The sequence below is a fragment of the Pseudonocardia xinjiangensis genome (assembly GCF_012911925.1).
Taxonomy (GTDB): domain Bacteria; phylum Actinomycetota; class Actinomycetes; order Mycobacteriales; family Pseudonocardiaceae; genus Pseudonocardia; species Pseudonocardia xinjiangensis.
In genome coordinates this window covers 18357-38192 of the sequence record NZ_JAAXKY010000043.1, presented here as the reverse complement: position 1 = coordinate 38192, position 19836 = coordinate 18357, and the positions used below count along the sequence as shown (strand labels likewise).

19 protein-coding genes are annotated in these 19836 nt (G+C 72.7%); 13 read left to right on the top strand and 6 right to left on the bottom strand.

Annotated features, from left to right (window positions below; all coding sequences use genetic code 11):
- Positions 1–32: 32 nt before the first annotated feature.
- From HF577_RS15185 to HF577_RS15170, 4 genes are all read left to right on the top strand, one after another.
- Entirely contained in the window at positions 33–521 is a 489-nt protein-coding gene (locus HF577_RS15185) for an RDD family protein (RefSeq protein ID WP_169396496.1), read from the top strand.
- An 89-nt stretch (positions 522–610) separates the two neighbouring features.
- Entirely contained in the window at positions 611–1543 is a 933-nt protein-coding gene (locus HF577_RS15180) for a SurA N-terminal domain-containing protein (protein ID WP_169396495.1), read from the top strand.
- 3 nt (positions 1544–1546) lie between these two features.
- Positions 1547–2539: a MazG family protein gene (locus HF577_RS15175; protein ID WP_169396494.1), complete on the top strand. Its 993-nt coding sequence runs from the start codon at positions 1547–1549 to the stop codon at positions 2537–2539.
- Positions 2540–2557: 18 nt separating this feature from the next.
- Entirely contained in the window at positions 2558–3328 is a 771-nt protein-coding gene (locus tag HF577_RS15170; RefSeq protein WP_169396493.1) for a lytic murein transglycosylase, read from the top strand.
- 22 nt (positions 3329–3350) lie between these two features.
- Here HF577_RS15170 and efeB (HF577_RS15165) read toward each other — a convergent pair whose 3' ends face one another.
- From efeB (HF577_RS15165) to efeU (HF577_RS15155), 3 genes are read right to left on the bottom strand one after another with little or no spacing between them, the layout of a single operon-like run.
- On the bottom strand, positions 3351–4613 hold the full coding sequence (gene efeB / locus HF577_RS15165; RefSeq protein ID WP_169396492.1) for an iron uptake transporter deferrochelatase/peroxidase subunit: 1263 nt from the start codon (positions 4611–4613) through the stop codon (positions 3351–3353).
- Positions 4610–5752, bottom strand: a complete 1143-nt coding sequence (gene efeO, locus HF577_RS15160; protein ID WP_169396504.1) for an iron uptake system protein EfeO — start codon at positions 5750–5752, stop codon at positions 4610–4612. The genes efeB (HF577_RS15165) and efeO (HF577_RS15160) overlap by 4 nt, the downstream gene beginning before the upstream one ends.
- 31 nt (positions 5753–5783) lie before the next feature.
- Entirely contained in the window at positions 5784–6617 is an 834-nt protein-coding gene (efeU, locus tag HF577_RS15155; protein ID WP_169396491.1) for an iron uptake transporter permease EfeU, read from the bottom strand.
- 444 nt (positions 6618–7061) lie between these two features.
- Between efeU (HF577_RS15155) and efeU (HF577_RS15150) the strand changes: the two genes are divergently transcribed.
- From efeU (HF577_RS15150) to efeB (HF577_RS15140), 3 genes are read left to right on the top strand one after another with little or no spacing between them, the layout of a single operon-like run.
- Positions 7062–7919, top strand: a complete 858-nt coding sequence (efeU, locus tag HF577_RS15150; RefSeq protein ID WP_169396490.1) for an iron uptake transporter permease EfeU — start codon at positions 7062–7064, stop codon at positions 7917–7919.
- Between the two features lie 53 nt (positions 7920–7972).
- Positions 7973–9118 (top strand): iron uptake system protein EfeO, encoded by a 1146-nt coding sequence (gene efeO, locus HF577_RS15145; protein WP_169396489.1) that lies wholly within the window; start codon positions 7973–7975, stop codon positions 9116–9118.
- A gap of 3 nt (positions 9119–9121) precedes the next feature.
- Complete coding sequence (gene efeB, locus HF577_RS15140; RefSeq protein WP_169396488.1) at positions 9122–10357, top strand: iron uptake transporter deferrochelatase/peroxidase subunit; 1236 nt, start codon at positions 9122–9124, stop codon at positions 10355–10357.
- 11 nt (positions 10358–10368) lie between these two features.
- Here the strand turns inward: efeB (HF577_RS15140) and HF577_RS15135 are convergent, their stop codons facing one another.
- Positions 10369–10767: a tetratricopeptide repeat protein gene (locus HF577_RS15135; protein WP_169396487.1), complete on the bottom strand. Its 399-nt coding sequence runs from the start codon at positions 10765–10767 to the stop codon at positions 10369–10371.
- 205 nt (positions 10768–10972) lie between these two features.
- On the opposite strand from HF577_RS15135, the gene eno reads away from it, so the two are divergent.
- The 3 genes from eno (at position 10973) to HF577_RS15120 (ending at position 13381) form a co-directional block, all read left to right on the top strand.
- Positions 10973–12268, top strand: a complete 1296-nt coding sequence (gene eno, locus HF577_RS15130) for a phosphopyruvate hydratase (RefSeq protein ID WP_169396486.1) — start codon at positions 10973–10975, stop codon at positions 12266–12268.
- 64 nt (positions 12269–12332) lie between these two features.
- Positions 12333–12854, top strand: coding sequence for an FtsB family cell division protein (locus HF577_RS15125; RefSeq protein WP_312859145.1), 522 nt, complete (start codon positions 12333–12335; stop codon positions 12852–12854).
- Positions 12851–13381, top strand: coding sequence for a DUF501 domain-containing protein (locus tag HF577_RS15120; RefSeq protein WP_169396485.1), 531 nt, complete (start codon positions 12851–12853; stop codon positions 13379–13381). The genes HF577_RS15125 and HF577_RS15120 overlap by 4 nt, the downstream gene beginning before the upstream one ends.
- Positions 13382–13387: 6 nt before the next feature.
- Here HF577_RS15120 and HF577_RS15115 read toward each other — a convergent pair whose 3' ends face one another.
- The gene (locus tag HF577_RS15115; protein WP_312859144.1) at positions 13388–15046 is read right to left on the bottom strand and encodes an acyl-CoA dehydrogenase family protein; all 1659 of its coding nucleotides are present in this window, start codon (positions 15044–15046) and stop codon (positions 13388–13390) included.
- Positions 15047–15189: 143 nt separating this feature from the next.
- Between HF577_RS15115 and HF577_RS15110 the strand changes: the two genes are divergently transcribed.
- Positions 15190–16143, top strand: coding sequence for a Ppx/GppA phosphatase family protein (locus tag HF577_RS15110; protein WP_169396484.1), 954 nt, complete (start codon positions 15190–15192; stop codon positions 16141–16143).
- Positions 16144–16156: 13 nt separating this feature from the next.
- Here the strand turns inward: HF577_RS15110 and HF577_RS15105 are convergent, their stop codons facing one another.
- Entirely contained in the window at positions 16157–17608 is a 1452-nt protein-coding gene (locus HF577_RS15105) for a S10 family peptidase (RefSeq protein WP_169396483.1), read from the bottom strand.
- Positions 17609–17639: 31 nt separating this feature from the next.
- On the opposite strand from HF577_RS15105, the gene HF577_RS15100 reads away from it, so the two are divergent.
- Together HF577_RS15100 and HF577_RS15095 are read left to right on the top strand one after the other, a co-directional pair.
- The gene (locus tag HF577_RS15100) at positions 17640–18341 is read left to right on the top strand and encodes a uracil-DNA glycosylase (RefSeq protein WP_211174311.1); all 702 of its coding nucleotides are present in this window, start codon (positions 17640–17642) and stop codon (positions 18339–18341) included.
- A 29-nt stretch (positions 18342–18370) separates the two neighbouring features.
- Positions 18371–19807: an NAD(P)/FAD-dependent oxidoreductase gene (locus HF577_RS15095; RefSeq protein WP_169396482.1), complete on the top strand. Its 1437-nt coding sequence runs from the start codon at positions 18371–18373 to the stop codon at positions 19805–19807.
- Positions 19808–19836: the final 29 nt, after the last annotated feature.

Below are 19836 nucleotides of genomic sequence, written 5' to 3'. Positions count from 1 at the left end.
CCCGGGGCAGGGCATGACATCCGGAGCGTCGCGTGTCCGTTCCCCACCCGGAGCCCCGGCCGTCCTCCGGCCCGATGCTCTCGCGTCGCGCCGTGCAGACCGGGGCCCCCGCCCTTGCCACCTACGGGCAGCGGGTGGGTGCGTTCCTCATCGACGTCGGCATCCCGACCGGCCTGCTGATCACCGTCCTGATCGCCGCGCTGCTCACCCGCGACCTGCGGATGATCACTGTCGTCTACGTCCTGGCGGCGGTCGTGTCGATCGTCTTCCTGCTGTGGAACAGCGGGTACCGCCAGGGCACCTCCGGGCAGAGCATCGGCAAGATGGCGCTCGGCGTGCGGCTCGTGGCGACGGACACCGGGCTGCCGGTGGGGTTCCGGCGCGCGGTCGGGCGCCAGTTCGCCCATCTGCTCGACGGGCTGCCGCTCGGCCTCGGTTACCTGTGGCCGCTCTGGGACGAGGAGCGGCAGACCTTCGCCGACAAGGTGTGCTCCACGCTGGTGGTCCAGGCCGACTTCTGACCCGTCCCGCCGCGTTGTGAGGTCACCGACGGGGCCGGACGGTACGGGCGCCGGTGGCCGGGGGTCGAGGCCGTGAAAGAGTGTGGCCCGTGCGCAGGCAGGTGGGGCGCGTCGCAGTGGCCGTAGCGGTCGTGGGCGCAGTGGTCAGTGGGTGCGGCGGGCCGGATCAGGCGGGGTCGGCGGTGATCGTCGGCAGTGATGCCGTGCCGCTCGGGCAGGTCCAGTCGCAGCTCGACACCGCGCTGGCCAAGACCGACCAGATCGCCCAGATCACCGCGCAGGGCGGCACGACGGCCGACCTCGCGCGCAGCATCGTCACCCGCGAGGTGCTGCACGACCTGCTGCAGCGGCGCGCCGCCGCCGAAGGCATCGTCGTGACCGACGCCCAGATCGACGCCGAGCTCGCCGGCAGCGGCGGCACGGACGCGGTCGTCGACGGGTCGCTCTACGACGCCACGACCCTGCGCCAGCGGGTGCGCGACGACCTCACCGCCGCACAGCTGGCCCAGCGCTCGGTGGGTGGCCTCGCCGTCACGGTCGACCTGGTGGGAGCCACCTCCCGCGCCGACGCCACCGCGAAGGCCCAGACACTCGCGGCGGGCGGACCGGCAGCCGACGCGCTGTTCAACGATCCCCGCATGTCCGAACGGGGCACCAGCGTGCAGGCCGCGTCGAACCCGAACGAGGCGAGCAGCGTGCTGTTCGGGGTGCCCAAGGGGTCCGTGGTCGCGTTCCAGCCCAACCCGCAGGAGAGCACCTGGATCGTCTTCCGGGTGACCGACCAGCGCACCGACGCCCCGTCCGACCCGGCCACGGTCAGCAACATGAGCCAGTCGCAGCTCACCGCCATCGGCGAGCGGCTGCTGCAGCCCGACGCCGAACGGGTGGGGGTCCGGGTCAACCCGCGCTACGGGGTGTGGGACCCGATCCAGCTGCGCGTGGTCGCCGAGGACCAGCAGGCGGGCATCGTCCTGCAGCCGGGGTCCACCGCGCCGGCCGCAGCTCCCGCCACCGCGGGCTGAGCGGTGGCCTCGCGCACCGTCGTCGTCCTCTCCGCCCGCACGCCGAACGCCGTCCCGGCCGCCGCGCTCCCCGCGCTGCGGGCCGCTGCGGTCGTGGTGGCGGACGCGTCGGTCTCGGACGAGGTGGCCGCTGCCGCCGGCGCGTCCCGGGGCGAGGACGTCCCGGACGGCGGGGTCCTGCTCACCACCCACGACGCGCACCCGATGCTCGCGGTGGCCGACACCGTGATCCGGGCGCCCGAGGTGCCGGGCGCGGCGCTGCTCGACGCCGTCGCCGTGATGGACCGGCTGCGCTCGCCGGGAGGCTGCCCCTGGGACGCCGAGCAGACCCACGCGTCGCTGCTGCAGTACCTGGTCGAGGAGTGCTACGAGCTCTACGAGGCCATCGAGGACGGTGACCGGGACGCGATGCGTGAGGAGCTCGGCGACGTCCTGCTGCAGGTGCTGTTCCACGCCCGGATCGCCGCGGAGCCCGGCCTCACCGGGGAGGCGGCTCCCTTCGACATCGACGACGTCGCGGCCGACCTCGTCGCGAAGCTCGTCGGACGGCATCCGCACGTCTTCGCCGGAACCGAGACGATCGACACCGCGCAGGGCCAGGAGCACCGCTGGGAGGAGCTCAAGCGCGCCGAGAAGCGCCGGGAGTCCAGCGTCGACGGCGTGCCGCTCGGCCAGCCCGCCGTCGCGCTCGCGGCGAAGCTGACCAGCCGCACCGCGCGCGCCGGCCTGCCCGCCGAGCTGCTGCCTGCCGGCCCGGGTGTGGGCGAGCAGCTGTTCGCGGCGGCCGCTGCGGCCAAGCTCGCGGGCATCGACCCCGAGGCCGAGCTCCGCGGCGCCGCCCGCCGCTTCGCCGACGACGTGCGGGCCGCCGAGCGGGGCGCCGCGGCGGCCGGTGCCGACCCGCACTCGCTCGACACGGCCGCCTGGGAACGCCACTGGCCGCGCCGGCCGGGCAGGTCGTCGCGTGGAACCGACGGCGACCCCACGACCGCCTGAGATCGATAACCTGATCGGGTGGCTGTCCGGAACGCTCCGAATGCTCCCCGTCGCCGTTCCGGTGTCGCCGTGCTGGTGCTGGTCCTCGCGGTGTTCGGGCTCATCGCCGGGGTCGTGCTCGTCGGGTGGGAGGACGACGGTGCCCGGCGTGCCGACAACTCGCTGACACCGGCCGACGTCGCCCGCAACACGCCTGTCCCGCAGCCGGCGGCCCTGCAGCCGGGTCTCGACCTCACCGCATGGGCGGCGGGAGTCGCCGAGCGCAGCCACGTGCCCGCGCGGGCGCTGCGAGCCTACGGGGCGGCCGAGCTGTCGGAGCGGGCCGCCACGCCGGCCTGCCGGCTCTCCTGGACCACCCTCGCCGCGATCGGCCGCGTCGAGTCCGACCACGGACAGCTGGGCCGCGCCGCCCTCGGCGCCGACGGCGTGCCCCGGCCGTTGATCATCGGCGTGCCGCTGGACGGCTCGCGGGGCACCAAGGAGATCCACGACACCGACGGCGGCCGCCTCGACGGGGACCGGATCTACGACCGGGCCGTGGGGCCGATGCAGTTCCTGCCCACCACCTGGACCCGTTACGGCGCCGACGGCAACGGCGACGGCGTGCGCGACCCGTTCCAGATGGACGACGCCGCCGCGGCCGCCGCGGCCTACCTGTGCGCCGACGGGCGCGACACGGCCAGCGGAGCGGGCTGGTGGGACGGCGTGCTGACCTACAACCGGTCGGTCTCCTACGCGCGGCTGGTGTGGGCGGCGGCGGACCGCTACGCCGGAGCGGCCGCCCCCTGACGGGGCCGCCGCCATCCGCCGGTCAGGCCTCCAGCAGGTGCTGGCCCCAGTAGTCCCCCTCGGCGAGGCCCGCGGGGCAGGCGAACACCGCTGAGCTCGTGTGCTCGATGTACTCCATCAGCACGTCGGACTTGGCCAGCGCCCGCTGCATCGGTACGAACTGGCTGTGCGGGTCGCGCATGAACGCGAGGAAGAACAGGCCGGCGTTGAGGTGTCCCTGACCGTCGCTGCCGTCGACGAAGTTGTAGCCCCGCCGCAGGATCTTCACCCCGCCCAGCGACTCCGCCGACGCGAGGCGGATGTGCGCGTCCACCGGGATCCGGGGCTTGCCGTCGGTGCCGGTCGCGGCGAAGTCGATGGGGTCGAACTCCGCGGTGGCTCCCAGTGGAGCACCCTCGCCCTTGGTCCGGCCGATGATCACTTCCTGCTCGGCCAGCGACGTGCGGTCCCAGATCTCGATGTGCATGCGGATCCGGCGGGCCACCAGGTAGGTACCGCCGTCGAGCCACGCGGGGCCGTCGCCCGGCTGCACCCACAGCTGCCGTTCGAGGTCGGCGGGGTCCTCGGCCTTGAGGTTCCTGGTGCCGTCCTTGAAACCGAACAGGTTGCGGGCCGTGGCCTGCTCCGTGGAGGTCGACGAGGTGCGGCCGAACCCCAGCTGCGACCAGCGCACCGTGGTGGTGCCGAAGCCCATCCGGACGAGGTTGCGCACCGCGTGTACCGCCACCTGCGGGTCGTCGGCACACGCCTGGATGCACAGGTCCCCACCCGACAGCGCGGGGTCGATCTGGTCGCGGGTGAAGGCCGGCAGCTCCGCGAGCCCCGCCGGGCGCCGGCCCGCCAGCCCGAAGCGGTCGACGCCGTCCTTCTCGAACAGCGACGCGCCCACGCCGAACGTCAGGGTCAGGGACGACGCGGGCAGCCCGAGCGCCTCACCGGTGTCGGCCGGGGGCGCCTGCGGGTTGAGGTTGACCGCACCGCCCGGCGCCGCCTCGGCGCCCGCCGTCATCCGCTCCGCCGCGGTGGTCCACTTCTGCAGCAGCGACCGCAGCCGCTCGCGGTCGCCGGTGGTGACGTCGAGGGCGACGAAGTGCAGCCGGTCCTGGGCAGGTGTGACGATCCCGGCCTGGTGCGCGCCGCGGAAGGGCACCACCCCCGGACGGGGCGGGGAGTCCGCGGCCGACCCCGCCGAGCCGACCGCGAAGCCGGTGGCGGCGCCGACGCCGGCCAGCGCGGCGCCCGCGCCCGTCCAGCCCAGCAGCCGCCGTCGGGATATCGGTGTCACGACGTGACAACTCCGGCGACCTGGCTCACCGGCTCCCCGAGCGCGTCGACGGCCTCGGCCATCTTCCGCGTGTCGTCCGGGGTGAGCCGGGTGTAGAGCACGTACCCGTCGCCTGCGCGGTAGCCCTCCAGCAGCGTGTCGACCGCGGCGAAGCGCTCGTCGAGCGTCGGGCCGAGGGTCGGGTCCTTGTCGTCGAGCACCGGACGCAGCGCGGCGACCGCGGCCTGCGAGCCCTCGACGTTGGCCTTGAAGTCCCACAGGTCGGTGTGCGAGTAGCGGTCCTCCTCACCGGTGATCTTCCCGGTGGCCACCTCGTCGAGCAGTTCCTTCGCGCCGTTGGCCAACTGCACGGGAGTGAGCTCGACGGTGCTCACGCGGTTCTGCAGGTCCTTGATGTCCGCCAGCAACCGGTCGGCGATCGCCGCCGAGTCGGGCTGCAGGCCGTCGACCCAGAGGTCCTTCTCCAGGCGGTGGTACCCGGTGAACGCGACGCCGGGGTCGCGTTCGTCGTCCTCACGGCCGTCGATCTTGGGGTCGATGTCCCCGAACGACTCCGCCACCGGCTCGATGCGCTCCCAGTAGGTGCGCGAGACCGGGAAGAGCGCCTTGGCGCCCTCGACGTCCTGCCGCTTCACGGCGTCGACGAACTCCTGCGTCTTCGGCACCAGCGCCTCGATCTGCGACGTGACGTAGCGGTGGTAGCCGGCGGTGGCCTCGGCGAGCTTGGTGTTCTCGTCGACGGAGCGCGCGGCCGTGCCGGTGACGGTGAAGGGCCCCCGGATGCCGTCGCCGACCATCCCCGGCTTGCACGCGGTGGTGTACGTGCCGCCGTCGGGCACCTCGACGATGAGCTGGCGCGTGAGGCCCGGACCGACGTTCTCGACCTCACCCATGATCCGGTCGCCGGTGCCGAGGAGGTAGAACTCGGTGACCTTGCTGCCGGTGTTGTTCACCGTGAAGGTGATCTTCCCGGCGGGCGCCTCGGTGGCGCCGACCTCGCAGGCGTCGTCGGCGGCCCGGACGGCGATGGGGCCGCCCGCGGCGCCGGCGTTCGTGGCCGGTGCCGTGCTGGTGCAGCCGGCGAGGGCGGCCACGGCCAGCGCGGCGGTGGGGATCCCGGCGCGGACTCTGCGGGACATCATGCTCCTAGACGATCGGGGTGGAGAGCGGTCACGACGGGGTGGTGGCCGCCGCGGCGGGCCGGGCGCTGCGCTGGGGCAGCAGGAACAGGGTGAGAACGACGGCCACGTACGCGACCCACACGATCGCCTCGAGCACGGTGGTCTGCGGGGAGAAGTTGAAGACGCCCTTGAGGAGGGTGCCGTACCAGGAGTCCGGCGGAACGGCGGCGCTGACGTCGAAGGCGAGGGTGGTCAGCCCCGGGAGGATGGCGGCCTCCTGCAGGTCGTGCACGCCGTAGGCCAGGATCCCGGCGGCCACGAAGATCAGCAGGATGCCGGTGACGGTGAAGAACCTGGCCATGTTCAACGTCACGGCGCCGCGGTAGATGAGGTACGCGAGCACGATCGCCACGGCGATCCCGAGCAGGAACCCGATGAGCGGCTCGGTGGTCTCGCCTGCGGCCTGGGCCGCGGCGAAGAAGAACACCGCCGTCTCGAGGCCTTCCCGGCCCACGGCGAGCGCGGCCATGACGACCACGGCGGCGGGTCCCATCCGGATCGCGTCCTCCAGGCGTCCGCGCAGATCGGCCGAGATGGAGCGGGCCGCGCGGCGCATCCAGAAGATCATCCAGGTGACGAAGCCGACGGCGACGATCGACAGTCCCCCGCCGAATGCTTCCTGTGCCTCGAACGTGAGTGCCTGCTGAGTGAGGGTCAATGCAAGCGTGACGCCGCCGCTCACCACGACGGCGACAGCGACCCCGAGCCACACCTTCGGCAGTTCGGAGCGCCGTCCGGTGCGCACCAGGAATGCGACGAGAATGCTCACCACCAGAGCTGCCTCGAGGCCTTCCCGAAGGCCGATGAGGGCATTTCCGAGCAATGGGATTCCCTTCTCCGCACGGCGTATTAGGTCAGGCTCGCCAGAATCGGACCGAGGGTAGCCTCAGCGAACCTGGGGAGGAAAGGGGCAGCCGGGTGTGAGCTGCGCCAACCGCCCTCACCTGTCCGAGTTGCACGTTTCGGGTGGGTTCGGGGTGCTCTGCGATGCGCGATCGTTACCACCGTGAAGATCAACTGCTCGGCTCGACCTGGCCGGTTGGTGGGGTGGTCCGAGGCGCCGGCGGACCGGCTCTCGCCTGCGGGCGGCGGGGGAGCCCGGCGACTGCCGTCCGAATGATCCAAACCTGGGCTCAGCTGTGTATTTGTGAAGAATGGCCCGGAATTGTTCTCGCGTTGACACCCAGCTCAGGGAAACCTAACTTGGGTTCGAGATAGGTAACCCTGCTCTCCGTTCCACACGCCTTTACGAAAGTGGGTCGACGCTGTGCTCGCGACCTTTGTGATCGGCCTTCGGGAGGGTCTCGAAGCCGCTCTCATCGTCGGCATCATCGCCGGTTTCCTGGCCAACCAGGGCCGCCGCGACGCGCTGCGCCAGGTGTGGCTGGGGGTGGGTGCCGCCGTCGTCATCTGCCTGGCCGTCGGCGTGGTGCTCGAGCTCGTCACCGCCGACCTGCCCCAGGCGGGGCAGGAGGGCCTCGAGACGCTCATCGGCCTGTTCGCCGTCGCCATGGTCACCTACATGATCATCTGGATGCGGCGGCACGCCCGCTCGATGCGCCTGGAGCTCGAGACGTCAGCCACCGCGGCGCTGGCCCGGGGCTCGGCAGGCGCACTGGTCGGAATGGCGTTCCTCGCCGTGCTCCGGGAGGGCTTCGAGACCGTCGTGTTCCTGCTGGCCGCCTTCCAGGCCAGCACCTCCCCGCTGGAGGCCGGCGGCGGCGCCCTCATCGGGGTGCTCGTCGCGGTCGTGCTGGGCTACGGCATCTACCGCGGAGGTCTCCGGCTCAACCTCGCCCGGTTCTTCCGGGTCACCGGTGCGGTGCTCGTCATCGTGGCGGCGGGCCTGCTCATGACGGCCGCGCACACCGCCCACGAGGCGGGCTGGCTCGACGTCGGGCAGCAGCGCGCGGCGGACCTGTCCGTGCTCGTGCAGCCCGGTACGCCCATCTCCTCGCTGGTCACCGGCGTGCTCGGGATCCAGCCGTTCCCCACGGTCGTCGAGGTGCTCGTCTGGGTGCTCTACGCCGTGCCCCTGCTCGCCTACGTGCTGTGGCCGCAGCGGCGGCCCACGCGCCGGTCCGCGGCGGAACCGCAGCCCGCACCCGAGCCGAGCCGCGGCTGAGCCCTGACCTGGGCGCTCCCTGCTCGTCCCCCACGTTCAAGCGAAGGTTTGGTATGTCCTCCACATCGTTCCGTCCCCGCCTACCGGGAGCTGTACTCGCAGCGTTGTCGGTGGGCCTGCTGGCCGCGGCCTGCGGAGGATCCGGGGGTGGCGCCGCCGCCCCCGGCGGCCCGAACGCGGGGGTACAGGTCGCGCTGTCCGACGGCGGCTGCCGGCCGACGCCCGAGACGGTGGCGGCGGGCCCGGTGACCTTCACGGTCACCAACTCCGGCACGGCCAAGGTGACCGAGGCCGAGCTGCAGAGCAACGGCCGGATCCTCGGGGAGAAGGAGAACATCACCGAGGGCCTGAACGGTGACTTCTCCCTCCGCCTCGATGCCGGCTCGTACACCGTGTACTGCCCCGGCGCGGCGCAGGACACCTGGACGTTCACCGTGACGGGCGCGGCCGCGCCTCCGACGGCCCCCGCCGACACCTCGCTCACGAAGGCGACGCAGCAGTACCACGACTACGTCGTCTCCGAGGTCGCCGCGCTGGTGCCGGCGACGAAGGAGTTCGACGACGCGGTCCGGGCGGGCGACATCCCCAAGGCGAAGTCGCTCTACGCGCCTGCCCGCACGCACTACGAGAGCATCGAGCCGGTCGCCGAGAGCTTCGGCAACCTCGACCCCGACATCGACGCCAGGATCAACGACGTCGCCGACCCGACCAAGTGGACCGGGTTCCACCGGATCGAGAAGGCGCTCTGGGCCGACAACTCGCTGGCCGGGATGACGCCCATCGCGAACAAGCTCGACGCCGACGTCGCCACGCTGCAGAAGAACGTCGCGACCGCCACCTACCAGCCCGCGCAGCTGGCCAACGGCGCCAGCGACCTGCTCGACGAGGTCTCCACGTCGAAGGTCACCGGCGAGGAGGACCGCTACTCGCACACCGACCTCTGGGACTTCGCGGCCAACATCGCAGGCGCCCGCAAGGCCTTCGAGCTGCTCCAGCCCGCGCTGACGGCGAAGGACCCCCAGCTCGCGCAGCAGCTCGAGGCGCGCTTCACCGACGTCACCTCCGGCCTCGCGAAGTACCAGCAGGGCAACGGCTACGTCGACTACAGCACCGTCCCGCCCGACCAGCGGCGCCAGCTCGCCGACGCGGTCAACGCACTGGCCGAGCCGCTGTCGCAGGTGGCCGGAAAGGTGGTCTGAGGCATGGCTGAACTGTCCCGGCGCCGCTTCCTCGGCAGTCTTGCCGGTGCGGGAGTGGCGGGTGCCGGTCTCGCCGTCGCGGGCACGTCGATCGCCGCGGCGGCACCCGCGGCGCCTGCGGCACCCGTGGTGGCCTTCCAGGGCGAGCACCAGGCCGGCATCAGCACCGACGTCCAGAACCAGCTCGCGTTCGCGGCGTTCGACGTCACCACCCCCGACCGCGACGATCTGGTCTCGATGCTGCAGAGCTGGACGACGGCGGCCGCGGCGATGGCCCAGGGCGCGCCCGTGCCGGGCAGCTCGGCGACGCCCGATGTCCCCCCCGCCGACTCCGGCGAGGCCGACGGGCTGACGCCGTCCCGCCTGACCATGACGATCGGGTTCGGGCCGTCGATGTTCGACGACCGGTTCGGGCTCGCCTCCCGGCGTCCCGCGGCGCTGCAGCCGTTGCCCGCGCTGCCGGGCGAGCTGCTCGACGGCTCCAGGAGCAACGGGGACATCGCCGTGCAGGCGTGTGCCGACGACCCGCAGGTGGCGTTCCACGCGATCCGCAGCCTGGCGAGGCTCGGCCGCGGCACCGTGGTCAACCGGTGGACCCAGCTCGGCTTCGGCCGCACCTCCACGACCGGCGCGGGCCAGTCCACGCCGCGCAACCTGATGGGGTTCAAGGACGGTACCCGCAACATCCGGGGCGACGACACCGCCGCGCTCGACCAGCACGTGTGGGTCGGCAACGGGGCGGACCAGGCGTGGATGCGCGGTGGCACCTACCTCGTGGCCCGGCGCATCCGGATGTTCGTCGAGAACTGGGACCGCGACTACCTGTCCGACCAGCAGGAGGTGTTCGGACGCACGAAGTCGGCCGGGGCCCCGCTCACCGGCACCGCCGAGTTCGACACCCCCGACTTCGGCGCGACCGGCCCCGACGGCACCCCCGTGATCGCCGACAACGCCCACATCCGGCTCGCCGCGTTCGAGAACAACAACGGCCTGCGGATCCTGCGCCGCGGGTACTCGTTCAACGACGGGATCGACCCCACCACGGGCGATCTCGAAGCTGGGCTGTTCTTCATCAGCTTCCAGTCCGACCCGGCGACGTTCGTGACGCTGCAGCGCAAGCTCGGGTCGAGCGACGCGCTCAACGAGTACATCCAGCACGTCGCATCGGGCCTGTTCGCGTGCCCGCCCGGCGTGACGCGCAACGGGGACTACTGGGGCAGCGGACTGTTCGAGGCGTGAGCCGGCTCGGGTCAGGCCGGTTCCGCGCCCTCCACGGCGATGCGGGCCAGTACCTCTCCCAGCGCCTCCTGGTACTCCGGGCGCGGGTCCATGGCCGCCGCCATCTTGAGCTGGGCCTGCGCCTCGGCGAGCCGTCCCTGCCGGTGCAGCGCCTTGCCGAGCGCGAAGCGCGCGTAGTGGTCGGACGGATCCAGGTCGAGCACGCGGGCGAAGGCCTCCTCGGCGCGGTGCAGCTGGGCCGAGTTGAGGTAGGCGCGCCCGGCGAGGAGCTGAACGGACACGTCGTTGGGCTGGCTCTCGAGCACGGGGCCGAGCGCCTGCAGCGCGTCGAGCGGACGGCTCCTGGCGATCAACATCTCTGCCCGGCGGAACTGTTCGAACAGGCCGTCGGACGCGGGCTGGCTCGTCATGGTCGTCCCTACGTTAGGTGGACGGGACGCGATCTGCGAGGGGTTGACACGGGTCGTGGCGGCAAACTATCGAGGACCCGGGCGACCGGTGGCGAGTTCCTGCGCCGGTGGAGAAGGGGCGGCGACTACGCTGAGCCACCGGACACGGCGCCCAGCCCCGGCTGAGCGCGAACTGGCGTCATAACGAGCCCGGACGGGAGCACTGGTGGCGGTCATCGAGCAGGTCGGCGCGCGGGAGATCCTCGACTCGCGGGGCAACCCGACGGTGGAGGTCGAGGTCGCGCTGGACGACGGGACGCTGGCGCGCGCCGCCGTTCCGTCGGGCGCGTCCACGGGTGAGCACGAGGCGGTGGAGCTGCGCGACGGCGACCCGCTGCGCTTCGGCGGCAAGGGTGTCGAGAAGGCCGTCGCGGCGGTGCTCGACGAGATCGGGCCGGAGCTCACCGGCATGGAGGCCATCGACCAGCGCCTCGTCGACCAGCGCCTGGTCGACCTCGACGGCACGCCGGACAAGTCCCGCCTCGGGGCCAACGCGCTGCTCGGGGTGTCCCTCGCCGTGGCGAAGGCCGCGGCGGAGTCGTCGGGTCTCGAGCTGTTCCGCTACGTCGGCGGCCCGAACGCCCACGTGCTCCCGGTGCCGATGATGAACATCATCAACGGTGGCGCCCACGCCGACAGCTCCGTCGACGTCCAGGAGTTCATGATCGCGCCGGTCGGCGCCGACTCGTTCCGCGAAGCACTGCGCTGGGGCGCGGAGGTCTACCAGGCGCTCAAGTCGGTGCTGAAGGGCAAGGGCCTGGCCACCGGTCTGGGCGACGAGGGCGGCTTCGCGCCCGACCTGCCCGGCACCCGTGCGGCGCTGGACCTCATCGCCGAAGCGGTGGAGAAGACGGGCTACACGCTCGGCCGGGACATCGCGCTCGCCCTCGACGTGGCGGCCACCGAGTTCCACAGCGAGGGCGTCTACTCCTACGAGGGCCGGAAGCTGTCCTCACAGGAGCTTTCCGCCGTCTACTCCGAACTGGTCGACGCCTATCCGCTGGTGTCCATCGAGGACCCGCTGTCGGAGGACGACTGGGACGGGTGGGTGGCGCTCACCGAGGCTCTCGGCGACAAGGTCCAGCTCGTCGGCGACGACCTGTTCGTCACCAACCCGGAGCGGCTCGACGAGGGCATCAGCCGCCGCGCGGCCAACGCGCTGCTGGTGAAGGTGAACCAGATCGGCACGCTGTCGGAGACCCTCGACGCCGTCACGCTCGCGCACTCCTCGGGCTACCGCTGCATGATGAGCCACCGTTCGGGCGAGACCGAGGACGTCACCATCGCCGACCTGGCCGTCGCCACCGGATGCGGGCAGATCAAGTCCGGGGCCCCGGCGCGCTCGGAGCGCGTGGCGAAGTACAACCAGCTGCTGCGCATCGAGGAGGCACTGGGCGACGCCGCCCGCTACGCCGGCGACCTTGCCTTCCCCCGGTTCACGGTGGCGGAGTCAGGAGCCTGACGTGCCAGCTGGTCGCCCCCTTCTCGTGCGCGAGTCGCTCGCGCGCGGGGCCTGAGGCGGCGTGGTGGCCGAGGAACGGACCAGGGTCCGGGGCGAACGGACGCCCCGGACGCCACCGGCGCCACGCCGGTCGGGCACGGGGGCGTCGCGCCGCCGGAGCCGGGAGCCGAAGCTCAACCGGCTGACCCGCACGCGCGGTGTCGTGGCCGCCACCACCGGGATGCTCGGGGTGTCCTCCACGCGGCGCGCCGCCGTGCTGGCACTGGTGATCTGTGCGCTGGCGCTCACGGTGTCGGTCCCGCTGCGCAACTACGTGGCCCAGCGCCAGGAGCTGGCTGCGGTCTCGAAGCAGCAGCAGGCGCTCGCCGCGGAGGTCGACGAGCTCACCAGGCAGCGGGCGCGCCTGTCGGACCCTGCAGAGGTCGAGGCACAGGCCAGGACCCGGCTCGGCTACGTCACGCCGGGAGAGGTGCCCTACGTCGTGCAGCTCCCGACCGGGCCGGACGACGACGGGTCGGGGGCCGACGTCGGCGGCGAGCCGTGGTACCGGAACCTGTGGCGCGAGACCTTGGAGGGCTCCCGATGACGCCGAGTCCGGAGACGCGCGGAATCAGCCCCGGAATCGACACCGCCGACGCGGCCGCGGTGGCCGCGCAGCTGGGCCGCGCCCCCCGCGCGGTCTGCGGGGTGGCCCACCGCTGCCCCTGCGGGCTTCCGTCGGTGGTGCAGACCGCTCCCCGCCTGGAGGACGGCACCCCGTTCCCCACGCTGTACTACCTGACGTGCTCCCGGCTGAACTCCCGGATCGGCGGCATCGAGGCCGACGGCCGGATGCGCGAGATGACCGAGCGGCTGGCCGATGACCCCGAGCTCGCCGCGGCCTACCAGCGCGCCCACGACGCCTACCTCGCCGAACGGGACGCGATCGAGCCGCTGGGCACGGACGTCAGCGCGGGCGGCATGCCGAGCCGGGTGAAGTGCCTGCACGTGTGCGTCGCGCACGCACTGGCTGCCGGTCCCGGTGTCAACCCGTTCGGCGACGAGGCGCTCGCCGAGCTGGGCGAGTGGTGGCACGCGGGCCCCTGCGCCCGGCCGCAGGCCACCGACGGCTGAGCCGCCTCAGCGGGGTGTGACCCGCTCCAGGAGGGCCGCCGCGGGCACGTCGGGCGGCAGGGTGCCCGCCGTGCGCCACGGGCCGTCGGAGCCGAAGCGCGACGCGACGAACGCCGATGAGACCTCGTCGGGCGCGTGCCGCAGCAGGAGTGCTCCCTGCAGGCACAGGGCGAGCAGCTCGGCGAGGCGCCGGGCCCGTCGCTCGTCGCGCCCCTGCAGCTCGGAGCGCAGCTCCCGGACGCCGCGGTCGAAGCGGTTGTCGGCGCCTGCGGCCGCGTCCACCTCCGCCAGCACCGCGTCCACGGAGCCGGGGGAACGGGTCACGGCGCGCAGCACGTCGAGCGCGGTGACGTTGCCCGAGCCCTCCCAGATCGAGTTGAGCGGGGCCTCCCGGTAGAGCCGCGGCAGCGCCGACTCCTCGACGTAGCCGTTGCCGCCGAGGCACTCCAGCGCCTCGGCCACCACACCCGGCGCCCGCTTGCACACCAGGTACTTCGACGCCGGGAGCGCGAGCCGGAGCAGGGAGCGCTCACCACGGTCGACGGCGCCGGCGAGCCGCAGTGCGAGCGCGGTGGCGGCCTCGGACTCCAGCGCGAGGTCCGCGACCACGGCCTGCATCAGCGGGGCGTCGGCGAGCCGGGACCCGAACGCGCTGCGGTGGGCCACGTGGTGCGCCGCCTCCGTCAGTGCGGCCCGGGTGAGGGCGGCGGAGCCGAGCACGCAGTCGAGGCGGGTCATCGAGACCATGTCGATGATCGTGGCGACGCCCCGTCCCTCGTCGCCGAGGCGCCAGCCCGTCGCACCGGTGTACTCGATCTCGGCCGAGGCGTTGGACCGGTTGCCGAGCTTGTCCTTGAGCCGCTGGAGCCGGATCGCGTTGCGGGTGCCGTCGGGGAGCACGCGGGGCAGCACGAAGCAGGTGAGCCCGCCGGGGGCCTGGGCGAGCGTGAGGAACAGGTCGTTCATCGGCGCGGAGGTGAACCACTTGTGACCGACGAGGCGGTAGGTCCCGTCCGGCGCGGGCGTGGCCGCCGTGGTGCCCGCGCGGACGTCGGAGCCGCCCTGCTTCTCGGTCATGGACATGCCGGCCAGCAGCCCCGCCTTCGTCCCCGGGTCGGCGAGCCCGAACTCGTACGACGTGGAGAGCAGGCCCGGCTCGTACACCGCCGCGAGCGCGGGGTCGTGGCGCAGCGCGGGGACCGCGGCGTAGGTCATCGAGACCGGGCAGCCGTGCCCGGACTCGAGCTGGCTCATCAGGTAGAAGCCGGCCGCCCGCCGCACGTGGGCGCCCGTGCCGGGCTCCGCGGCCCACGGGGTGGCGTGCAACCCCGCCCCGACCGCGGTGCGGAGCAGCCAGTGCCACGACGGGTGGAACTCCACCTCGTCGATCCGGTGGCCGTACCGGTCGTGGGTGCGCAGCACGGGCTCGTGCACGTTGGCCAGCCGCGCGTGGTCCTGCGCCTCCGGCGAGGTGATCAGCGCGCCCAGCCGTCCGAGGTCCGGCAGTGCGTCCTGCGCACCCTCCCGGCCGACGGCGTCGATGAGGGCGGGATCGCAGGCCAGCGGGTCGTGGCCGGCCAGGGGAGGCGGCTGGTTCGAGACGCGGTGAGTCTCGCTGCCGACGGCCCCGACGAACGGCGCAAAGGCACTCAACTGGTCGACCACGACCCGAGGCTAGCCGGGGGGCACCCCGGAGGTTCAGGAAAGCCACTTTCAGGCCCTCTGCGGGCAGCAAAGTGGCTTTCCTGAACTCCTGGCACCCGCCCGCGTACGGTTGGCGCATTCCCCGATCCGACCTTGGAGGGTGCATGTCGCGCGTGGCCGCCATCGACTGCGGGACGAACTCGATCCGCCTGCTCGTCGCCGACATCACGACCGGTGAGGACGGCGCCACCGAGCAGCGCGACGTGCACCGCGAGATGCGGATCGTCCGGCTCGGGCAGGGCGTCGACGCCACCGGGGAGTTCGCTCCCGAGGCGCTGGAGCGCACCCACGCGGCGCTGGTCGACTACGCGGAGGTGGTGCGCCGCGAGGGCGCCGAGCGGGTGCGGATGGTCGCCACCAGCGCCTCGCGCGACGCCCGCAACCGCGAGGCGTTCTTCGCGATGGTCCGCGACACGCTCGGCGTCGAGGCCGAGGTGATCTCGGGCGACGAGGAGGCGAACCTGTCGTTCGTCGGGGCGGTGGGTGACCTCGATCCCGGCGACGGCCCGTTCGTCGTGGTCGACGTGGGCGGCGGCTCCACCGAGCTCGTCGTCGGCACGCTGGAGGACGGGAAGGCCACCGTGCAGGCCGCCCGCTCGGTCGACGTGGGGAGCGTCCGCCTCACCGAGCGGTGCCTGCAGGGCGACCCGCCGTCCGAGGACGAGGTGGCGGAGGCCCGCCGGGTGACCACCGGCATCCTCGACGAGGCGTTCGCCGCCGTGCCGGTGGAGGGCGTGCGCACGTGGGTCGGCGTCGCGGGCACCGTCACCACGCTGTCGGCCGTGGCGCTCCGCCTTGAGGAGTACGACCCCGAGGCGGTGCACCACTCCCGGCTCGCGACCGAGGAACTGCACCGGGTGGCCGCCGAGCTGCTGGGCATGTCCCGCGAGGAGCGCAAGGCCCACCGTGCCATCCACCCCGGCCGGATCGACGTGATCGGCGCCGGGGCCCTCATCGTCGACGCGCTGGCCCGTGAGCTCGCCGACCGCGCCGGTGTCACCGAGCTCGTGGTGAGCGAGCACGACATCCTCGACGGGATCGCGCGCTCGATCGCCTGATCCCCGCCGCGCGCTACCGGTTCTCCGTCACGAACGCCGCCAGGTCGGCCGACTGCGCCAGCCGCGAGGGCTCGTGCACGTACATCATGTGGCCGGCCTCGTAGTACCGGACCTCGATGCGGTCCCGCAGCTCGTCGGGGATCGGCAGCTGGGCGAGCACCTGCTCGGCGGCGGCGTACGGGGTGGCGCCGTCGTGGTAGCCGCAGGCCACGTGCACGCGCAGGTGGGGGTTGGCGCGCATGGCCGCGGAGAGCTTCCCCACGACCGACACCCCGCGGCCCTCGAACTCCTTGTACGACCACGGCTGCACCCGTCCGCTCAGCACCTCGTAGGGCAGGTCGCTGGCGTAGCCGAGGCTGCTGCGGACGTGCGAGTTGAGCGCCGCGGTGTACGGCCCGGTGATCGCGGCGATCGACGGGTCGTAGCTGGGCCGCTCGCCGCCGCCGTCGTCCTCCCAGCCGGTGAACCGGCCGTCGATGCGGCCCACGGTGCGGCCCGAGGTGCGCAGCAGCTCCCGGAAGAACCGGTGGTGCTCGATCCGCAGCCGCACGCGGCGCACGTAGCCCTCGTCGAGCCCGGTCAGCGTGGCGAGTCGCCGGGCCACCCGGTCGAGGTCCTCCGCGGGGAGCCGGGCGCCACTGGCGAGCGCCGCCGGGTACTCACCCGCGGCGAACTCCTCGGCGTCGGCGAGCACCTCCCGCAGCTCACGTCCCGGGTGCAGTCCGTGGTGGTGGGCGATCGCCGCGTAGGTGGGCAGGAAGAGCGGGAAGGGCCGGTCGTTGCCCTCGGTGAAGCGGATCGACCCCATGTCCAGCACGCTGGAGATCAGCATCAGGCCGTTGAGGTACATGCCGTGGCGGTCCTGCAGATGCTGGGCGAGCGCGGCGGCGCGCAGCGTGCCGTAGGACTCCCCGGCGAGGTACTTCGGCGAGAGCCACCGCTCGTTGCGGGTGACCCACAGCCGAACCACCTCCCCGATCGTCTCGACGTCGGAGGCGTAGCCGTGGAAGTCCTCCGGCTTGCCGCCGGTGACCGCGCGGGAGTAGCCGGTGGAGACGGGGTCGACGAAGACGAGGTCGGAGTGCGCGAGCAGCGACTCCTGGTTGTCGGTGAGGCCCCACGGGGGCGGGGTGAGCGCGCCCGCGTCACCCATCACGACGCGCCGCGGCCCGAACAGCCCGAGGTGCAGCCACACGCTGGACGACCCGGGGCCGCCGTTGAAGGCGATCGTGACGGGGCGGGTGGCCGGGTCGGCGCCATCGAGGGTGTAGGTGACGACGAAGACCTCGGCGTGCGGTTCGTGCCCGTCGAACCGGCCGTCGGTGTGCTTCTCGTGACGCAGCACGATCCGCCCGGCGGTCGCCGTGTAGGCCAGCTCGCCCGCAGGCGTGCGTAACGTGTGGGACGTGGTGACGAGGTCGTCGACGGGCGGTGCGGGCTTCTCCGGTGCGCTCTCCTCGGACACGTTTCCGACCCTAGATCACCTCGACGCGGCGCTGGTCGACTGCCGGGCCTGCCCCCGGCTGGTGGCCTGGCGGGAGCTCGTGGCCAGGGAGAAGCGCGCCGCGTACCGCGACGAGGAGTACTGGGGCCGTCCGGTGCCCGGGCTCGGTCCCGCGGACGCATCGCTGCTGGTTGTGGGGCTCGCGCCGGCCGCCCACGGCGGCAACCGCACCGGCCGCATGTTCACCGGCGACCGGTCCGGCGACGTCCTGTTCGCGGCCCTGCACGCGGTCGGGCTCGCGAACCAGCCGACGGCCGTGCATCGCGGCGACGGCCTCGAGCTGTTCCACACCCGGATCACCGCACCGGTGCACTGCGCGCCGCCGGACAACAAGCCGACCCCGGCCGAGCGCGACACCTGCGGCGCGTGGCTGCGTGCCGAGCTGGCGCTGCTGCGCCCGCGCGCGGCGGTGGTGCTGGGGGCGTTCGGGTGGCAGGCGTTGCTGCCGGTACTGGCCGGGGCCGGCTGGCAGGTGCCGCGCCCGCGGCCGCGGTTCGGGCACGGGGTCCACGTCGAGCTGGCGGGCGAGCGGGGGCCGCTGCACCTGTTCGGCAGCTACCACGTCAGCCAGCAGAACACGTTCACCGGCAAGCTCACTCCGGCCATGCTGGAGGACGTGCTGCGGCGCGCCGCACACGCTGCAGGTATTACGTTTGAGGGTGGGTTGCCCTCGTCACGCGCACTCGGGCGGTGAAGGCGCCGTGAGAGTGGGAGCATGGGCTCATGGCGCGCAACACGAGGATCGTCGTGGTAGGCGGCGGCTACGTCGGCATGTACACAGCCCTGCGGCTGCAGAAGAAGCTGCGCCGGGGGGAAGCCGAAGTGACGGTGATCGACCCGCAGTCACACATGACGTACCAGCCGTTCCTGCCCGAAGCCTCGGCCGGATCCATCGAGCCGAGGCACGTCGTGGTGCCGCTGCGCAAGGTGCTGAGGAAGTGTCACCACCTCACCGGCCGAGTCACCCGCATCAACCACGCAACGCGTGAGGTCACCGCCGAGCTTGCCGCAGGCAACATGACCACGGTCGGCTACGACGTCCTGGTCGTGGCCCCCGGCTCGGTGGCCCGCACGCTCCCGGTCCCGGGTCTGGCCGATGTCGGCATCGCGTTCAAGACCGTCGGCGAGGCCATCTACCTGCGCAACCACGTGCTGTCCCGGCTCGACGCCGCGGCCACCACGCTCGACCCGCAGCTACGCGAGCGCTTCCTCACCTTCCTGGTGGTGGGCGGCGGCTACGCCGGCATCGAGGCCCTCGCCGAGCTGCAGGACATGGCCCGCTACGCCACCCGCTACTACGAGAACATCACGCCGGAGGACCTGCGCTGGGTTCTCGTCGAAGCCGCCAACCGGATCATGCCCGAGGTGGGGCCCAAGATGGGTCGCTACACGGTGGAGCGCCTGCTCGAGGCCGGTATCCAGGTCAACCTCGACACCCGCGTCAAGTCGATGGTGGACGGCCACGTCGTCCTCGACGACGGCAACGAGTTCGACGCCGACACGATCGTCTGGACCGCGGGCGTCAAGCCCAACCCCATGCTCGAGCACACCGACCTGCCGCGCGACAACCGCGGCCGTATCGAGTGCACGGCCATGCTCCAGGTCGTCGGCATGCCCGAGGTGTTCAGCGCCGGCGACTGCGCCTCGGTCCCCGACCTGTCGAAGGACGACCCGGAGGCCAAGACCAGCCCGTCGGCGCAGCACGCGGTGCGGCAGGCCAAGGTGCTCGCCGACAACATCGTGGCCCACCTGCGGGGGCGTCAGCTCACGCCGTACAAGCACAGCTACGCCGGTTCGGTGGCGAGCCTCGGGCTGTACAAGGGCGTTGCGGAGATCTACGGCATCAAGCTGCGCGGAATCGTCGCCTGGTTCATGCACCGCACCTACCACGTGAGCCGGATGCCCACCTGGAACCGGCGCGTCCGCATCGTCCTCGACTGGACCGGCGCCTTGTTCCTGGGCCGGGAGGTCGTGGCCCTGGGCCAGATCAACGACCCGAAGGCGGAGTTCGACCGCGTCGCCCGCGACCCGTCCTCACTGCCCGCCGCACCCGCCCCGCCGGCCCCGCCCGCAGCGCGGCCCGGTGCGGAACAGGCAGGCGCTCCCCCCGGCCCCGGCCAGGGGGAGGAGGCCGTCTCACCCGGCCTCCGGGGCGCGTGACCGGGTACGTGCCCACAGGGGTCTGATCC